Annotated in this window: 5 protein-coding genes and 1 pseudogene; 1 reads left to right on the forward strand and 5 read right to left on the reverse strand. The window is 68.2% G+C overall.

What is annotated here, in order from left to right; all coding sequences use genetic code 11:
- The 5 genes and pseudogenes from U9979_RS12900 to U9979_RS12920 all read right to left on the reverse strand — a co-directional run.
- Window positions 1-424: pseudogene (locus U9979_RS12900) on the reverse strand (hypothetical protein); the annotation flags it as partial.
- 67 nt (window positions 425-491) lie between these two features.
- Window positions 492-2045, reverse strand: a complete 1554-nt coding sequence (locus tag U9979_RS12905) for a sugar ABC transporter ATP-binding protein (protein ID WP_322779572.1) — start codon at window positions 2043-2045, stop codon at window positions 492-494.
- A 109-nt stretch (window positions 2046-2154) separates the two neighbouring features.
- Window positions 2155-3378, reverse strand: a complete 1224-nt coding sequence (locus U9979_RS12910) for a sugar ABC transporter substrate-binding protein (protein WP_322779573.1) — start codon at window positions 3376-3378, stop codon at window positions 2155-2157.
- Window positions 3379-3999: 621 nt separating this feature from the next.
- The gene (locus U9979_RS12915) at window positions 4000-4281 is read right to left on the reverse strand and encodes a hypothetical protein (RefSeq protein WP_322747106.1); all 282 of its coding nucleotides are present in this window, start codon (window positions 4279-4281) and stop codon (window positions 4000-4002) included.
- Window positions 4282-4627: 346 nt separating this feature from the next.
- Window positions 4628-5182 (reverse strand): hypothetical protein, encoded by a 555-nt coding sequence (locus tag U9979_RS12920; protein ID WP_322779574.1) that lies wholly within the window; start codon window positions 5180-5182, stop codon window positions 4628-4630.
- Window positions 5183-5544: 362 nt separating this feature from the next.
- On the opposite strand from U9979_RS12920, the gene U9979_RS12925 reads away from it, so the two are divergent.
- Window positions 5545-6111 carry an HdeD family acid-resistance protein gene (locus U9979_RS12925; protein WP_322747104.1) on the forward strand — a complete coding sequence of 189 codons (567 nt, stop codon included), beginning with the start codon at window positions 5545-5547 and terminating at the stop codon, window positions 6109-6111.
- Window positions 6112-6316 lie beyond the last annotated feature (205 nt).

A 6316-nucleotide genomic window follows, 5' to 3' on the forward strand; every position in this document is an offset into this window, starting at 1 on the left:
GGTCGAAGATGCCGGCCGCGAGCGGGACCAGGAAGGCCAGCGCCAGGACCGCGGTCACCACGCCTTCGCCGAAGGTGAGACGGAACGTGCTGACCGTCAGGAACAAATGTGGCTTGAGCGCTCCGAAGATGACGATGAACAGCGCGAAAAGGAGTAGAGCGCTGTACTTGCCGACCGTGAGGCTGACCGGCGCCCGGACAGGCCCCGGCGGGTACGGACCGCCCGCGACACCACGACCTGCCCCGCCCTTCGCGATCACGGCTTCCACAGCGGGTGGCTGGACGGCGACGGGCCCGGCCTGCTGGGCGCCGGCCCGGTCCGCGGTGCCGTCGGCCGTGGTGCCGTCGGCCGTGGTGCCGTCGGCCGTGGTGCCGTCGGCCGTGGTGCCGTCGGCCGTGGGTCGACGACCGATTTCTAACGACATTGCTCCACCTCGGGAGATACAGGAGGAAGGCGGCCTTGATCACAGGACCACCGGTCGAAAAAGGGGCTCATGGCGCTCCCAGCGATACCTGTGCGTGATCAACGGCTTCCGGCGAAAGGTCGGCGCCCCGACGCAGTGTGCGCACGACACGTCCGTGACTCAGAATGTGTACGCGGTCGGCCAGGCGGGCCAGCTCCTCGCTGTCGGTCGACACCAGCAGGACCGCCGTTCCCGCGTCCGCGCTACGCTCGATGATGCTGTGGACCTGATCACGAGCCTTCACGTCGATGCCGGCGGTCGGGTCGTCGAGCACGAGCACCTTCGGGGACAGGCGCAACGCGCGGGCGACGAGCACCTTCTGCTGGTTACCTCCGGACAGGCTCGTGATGGGCGCGTCCACGCCGCGGGTCACGATCCCGAGCTCGTCGACCCAGGTACGAACCTCCCGGCGCTCGGACCCGGCGTCGATGTAGCCGCGCCGGACATGGCGACGCAGTGACCCCATGGTCAGGTTCTGGCGTACCGTCAGGGTGGCGAAGGTGCCATACCGCGCCCGCTCTCCCGGTACGAAGGCCAGCCGGGCAGCCATGGCCGCGGCGGGATTCGCCGACGGAACGGCGACACCGTCCACGGACACCCGGCCCGTCCGGGGCATCCGTCCGCTGAGCATTGCACCCAGCACCTCGCGACCCGAACCGGTCAGGCCGGCGATTCCGACGATCTCCCCACGGCACACGGTGGTGGACACTCCGGCGACGGTTCCCCCGGCGATCTCCTCAAGTCCGAGGACGACGGGCCCGGCCGCCTCGACCGCCTCGTCACGCCCGGTCGAGATGACCAGGTCGTGACCAACCATCAGCCGGCCGAGGGTGTCGCGGTCCATGCCGGCGGCATCTGCCGATGCGACCTTCCGGCCGTCGCGCAGGACCGTGACGTGGTCCGCGATGTCGAGGACCTCGTCCAGATGGTGCGAGACGATGAGCACGCTGTGTCCGGCGTCCCGCAGCCGCCGGATCGTCGCCAACAGCCGGTCCACGTCGGCCGCCGGCAGGGCGGCGGTCGGTTCGTCGAGCACCAACACCGCCCTACCCTGGTCCGGTTCGGGAAGCGCCCGCGCGATCGCGAGACCTGTGCGGTCGGCCAGCCCCAGTTCGCCCGCCGGGGCGCGGACATCGATGTCGAGCCCGACCCGCGCCACCCGCTCCTGCGCCTGCCGGCGGGCTTCCCGCCAGCGGATCCGGCCGAGGAAGCCCCGCGGGTAGGACAGTCCCAGCATGAGGTTCTCCACCGAGCTGAGGTCGAGGAGCAGCCCCAGGTCCTGGTGGACGAAACGGATTCCGGCCTCGTGCGCCGCCGCTGATCCGAATTGCAACGGCATACCGTGCACCCAGACGCCGCCGCCCGGGTCCGGCCGATGGTAGCCCGCCACAATCTTGATCAGGGTGGACTTGCCGGAGCCGTTCTGCCCGACGAGGGCGTGCACCTTTCCCTCAGCGATGGCAAGATCGACACGGTCGAGGACCACCTGCCCGGAAAACGTCTTGGACAGGTTGCGGATGTCCAGGGCCGGCACGTTCGCCCGGTCCTCCTGCGACGCTGTCTCGACTTCGCCGTCACTCACCATTACTCAACTGACCTGACACCCCGCGCCTGCTGGGGCCGAAGAGTGCGTGAAAGAACGATGATCGCGCACTCTTCGGCGAACCGTCTGATTTCAGCTTGCCGTGACCTCAGAGACCCCACAGCTTCTTGAACGTGTCCTTGAAGCCCGCCGGCCCGGGCCAGCCGTTCTTCTCGTCCACGATGGCCTTCGCCTGGTCGGGTGTGCTCACGAGATAGAACGGCGAGATCGCGGCCTTGCGCTCGTCCGGCAGCGACCACTGGTCGACTGCGACACGAGCCATCTGGTCCACCATCGTCCACATCGCGAGCTCCTGCGGGAGTGCGCTCCATGCCGTCGAGGTGCCGTTGATGACTTCGTTGAACTGCGGCTGCGCCCCCTGGGTACCGACCAGCTTCACCTTCCCCAACAGGCCGGCTGTCTTCAGGACGGCCGGCACACCTTTCTCAAGGCCGCTGTAGGTGAAGAAGACGTAGTTGACGCTGGGATTTGCCTGCAGGTAGGAGGAGATGCTCTGCGGCACGGCGCCACCGGCGAGGTCGTTGACCGTCGTCTCAAGATTGTGGATCTTGCAGCTGGGGCAGTTCTTGCCGAGCTCGGCCGTCACCCCGTCGGCCTGTGCCGTCAGAACCGGGTAGGAGGGGATCGTCACCTGCAGGATGTCGGCCTTGCCGTTCGAATCCACAGCCATGAAGTCGGCCATCGCGCCGCCGAAGGCACTGGCGGCGGTGGCGTCGTTGCAGTCCGAGAAAAGATTGTTGCCCGGTCCCGCGGGCACGTCCGTGGTGTAGCACATGAACAGCGGGATGCCCTTGGCCTTCGCCTGGTTCATCTGCTGCTTGAACAGGTCGACGGGAAAGCCGGTGGTGGCGATGTAGTCCACGCCGGCGTCGATGGCCTGTTGAATGGCCGAACCCGGATCGGTTGCGGTGGCGCTCAGCGTGGTCAGGCTCCAACCCAGGGCGCTGGTGGCGTCCTTGACGAAGCCAGCCAGGATGGCGCAGCTCGGGTCCGCGCACTGGACGAAGGCGACCTTCTTCTTCGGCGGCGCAGACTTCAGCGGCGTGGACTGAACGATGCTCGTCGGCGGCGTCAGGTACTTGGCGAGGTTCGCCTTGGCTGCTGCTAACGACGCGTCGGACGCCGGACTCGGGTTTACCGCCGCCGGCGTCGCCGAGTCCGAATCACTGCCGCACGCCGCGAGGAACAGCGCGAGGACCACGCCGACGACGAGGGGCATTACTCTTCGAGAACTGCGATGCATGTGATTACCCCGTCGGTCCTTGAAGGAAAAGGCAGGCATCCTGACACAGCGCCGGCACCGGCCGGCCACCGTCTCGGAATGCCGTCGCCGAGTGATAGAGGATCAGTTGGGAAACAGCTGGACGTGGGGAAGGACTGTCGGCGGTGTCGCACCTGGACGCCGAGTCAGAGCCGGATCAAGTGCCAGGAAAATTATTCCTCGCGATGTTCGCTGTCAAGGACATGCTCGGCGGCCCCCTTCTGGAGATCCACCGGGAACCAGACACGCCCGGCCGTCATCCAGTTGGCCGAAGTGCACGCGATCATGGTCCTTTTCGCGCGCTCGGAGGCCCCAAGAGTCGCCAGCCGCCGTGGCCACGGACGAGGTATGCCCTCCCCTTCGCCAACCGTCGGTACCGCCGGTACCGGCGGACCGGACACGCGAGCCAAGGAGATACCGGAGGGCGTCCACGCTGCCCGTATCAACCGTGGTCCACGTCACACGGAGACCATAAACGTCATGACGATTAACCGCAAGGGAGGGATGCGGGACGGTCACGCGCATCGGCCGGCACGGACGCCGGTCCTACGGGAGGGTCCCCTCGCCGGTGACTCCTCATGAGGAATACGGTTCCACGAGTTCGCCCGCGGCGTCACCGACGCCCACGGCGCCGATGCATGATCGTCGCCGTGGGCGTCGTGCAGGGCGAGCTCAGTCCACCGGATGTGTGCGGGAGTCGCTACCCACCACCAGGATCCTGCCGGGGGCACGTTCGCCGTTGGTCAACCAGTAGCCGCCGTCGCGGTGTAAGCCGACCTGCGCGGGCGGAGCGCACCTGCCATCGACCCGATGGGTGTCGAATCCGGTACTCACCCCGACGAAGGTTTCATGGCAGCTCGGGCAGTGGGCGGCGTTCAACGCCGTCCAACGGACACCGCATCGCCCACAGCTCAGCAGAATCGGTCGGTCGTATTCGACGTCCCGGCCAGCCACTGGCTCGCCCCCTCACCCATCCGACCTCGCACCCGCCACCGACCATGATGCGGTGGCTGGTGGTCGGTGGTGCGGGCAGGGGCGACCAGCCATGCGACGCCTCGCATGGTAATGCGAAGCCAACCGGTCGGCCCGTATGCGCGGGTAGCTGTCCGATCCCGTGGACCTGCCCACCGACACAACCGGATGACACAACCGGATGACACAGCCCAACGACACAGCCCAACGACACAGCCGGACCGGCGTGAGGTCACGCCGGTCCGGCTGTGTCGTTGCGTACGGCGACCAGCACCGCGACGCCGTCAGGGTCCGGTAGCGGGTACCGGTCCGATCCCGTCGGTCGATGTCACCGCGGGAACCCACCACCGGTCCCGGAACCGCCGGAACCGCCGCCCGTTGCGGCTCCGGATCCGGACCCGGAGCCGGCAGCGCCGGAGAGGGCGTCCGCGGCGCTGGAGAGCGCACCGCGGGTGAGATTCAAGGCAGCATGGGCAACATCATTGGCTGTGTTCTCGCCCATGCTGCCGGGGTCGGCGCCATCGTTGCCGCCGGTGCCCGAGCCCGCGTTGGCTCCCGAGCCCGCGTTGGCTCCCGGGGCGGCGTTGGCTCCCGGGGCGGCGTTGGCTCCCGGGGCGGAGCCGAAACCTGAGCCAGGGGTGGTGCTGGCGTTGGTAGTGGTTCCACCAACGCCGGGGACGGCATTCGCGGCGCTGGACAGCGCACCGCGGGTGATGTCGAGCGCCATGCGGGACACGTCACCGGCCGCACCGGCCGCCGTGGAGCCCGGGTCGCCGCCGGCGGTGAGGGAGGGGAAGGCGCTGGCCGGAGCGGCACCCAGGAGCGCGGCGAGCATCCCGGTGACGGTGACGACACCGGCACGCCGCAGGGTTCTGGCGGTCATGCTTGCCCCCAGCAGATATCCGAAGTGGACGTTTCCCTGGAACCGTAGGCCGTCGCGCGGGGTCGAGGCGTCACATACCGCGCACTGTGGTAATGGTTTCATCACAACGGACAACCCGGCGCGTAATCCATCAGATGATTCCGTGGTCAGCGCGGTTTCCCGGGCAGCGCCGTTACCCGGGCAATTCTGTTTTCCGGGCAGCGCCGTTACCCGGGCAGCGCGGTTTCCCGGGCAGCGCCGTCGACGCTGCCATCAGGTCAGGCAATGCCCGCGGGGACTGGCGCGGTCGAAATGGGGGAACACCCTCGGTGCGCCACCGCGCATCACCGTCGCGTGGCCGCACCGGATGCAGGGAGGTCATGATGTCCAGAACAGCGACAGAGCATCGAGAGTACGGCGACGCCGCCGGTGCAGTGTGGGCCGTCCTCCTTGTGCTGGGCATCGCCGTGACAGCACTCGGCGTCGTGCTCGTCGCGAACCCGTCCGACTCGGCGAGCACGCTGGCGATCCTGGTCGGGTTGGCTATGGTGCTGTCCGGGATCACCGAGGTGCTCGCGGCGGGACGGGCGCCGGAACCTGCCATGGCGGCCGTGTTCGGCGTCCTGCTGGTCGTGGGCGGAATCGTGGCACTTGCCTGGCCTGCTGTGACGCTCTGGGCGCTGGCTGTGATAGTTGGGGTGTCCCTCGTAGTAGCCGGATTCATCCGGCTGATCATGGCCTCGGCCGCTCCGGCGAACGATCCTGGACGTGGGCGAGCCGCCCTGGTCGGCATTCTGTGCGTGATCGCCGGTATCGTGGCCATGTCCTGGCCGTCTGCGACCGTCTACGTCCTGGCCGTGGTCTTCGGAATCTGGGTGATCGTTCACGGGGTCACACAGATCATCCTTGCGCTGAGCCTTCGCCGGGCGCTGGCGGCCACCGCCCCCTGAGGGCGGATCTCCCGCGCTGAGAACCGCCTCCACCGGCGGTCCGCACTTAGAGCGCCCGGCAATAGGGGACGCGGCGTCGCGGGGCCGGGGTACGCACCTCGCCGCGTTGTCGTCGGTCGACACCCAACACCAGGGTGCCTCCCTCCTCCGCCTCGCGATGCACGCACCCCGGCCCCGCTCCTTCATCCACGCCCCTATTGCCGGG

Source organism: Protofrankia sp. Cas4, from assembly GCF_963555915.1.
Lineage (GTDB): Bacteria > Actinomycetota > Actinomycetes > Frankiales > Frankiaceae > Protofrankia.

Excerpts from the sequence above, each read along its gene's own strand:
- U9979_RS12920 (WP_322779574.1), bottom strand. The coding sequence starts at position 5,182 with ATGACCGCCAGAACCCTGCGGCGTGCCGGTGTCGTCACCGTCACCGGG.
- U9979_RS12925 (WP_322747104.1), top strand. The coding sequence starts at position 5,545 with ATGTCCAGAACAGCGACAGAGCATCGAGAGTACGGCGACGCCGCCGGT.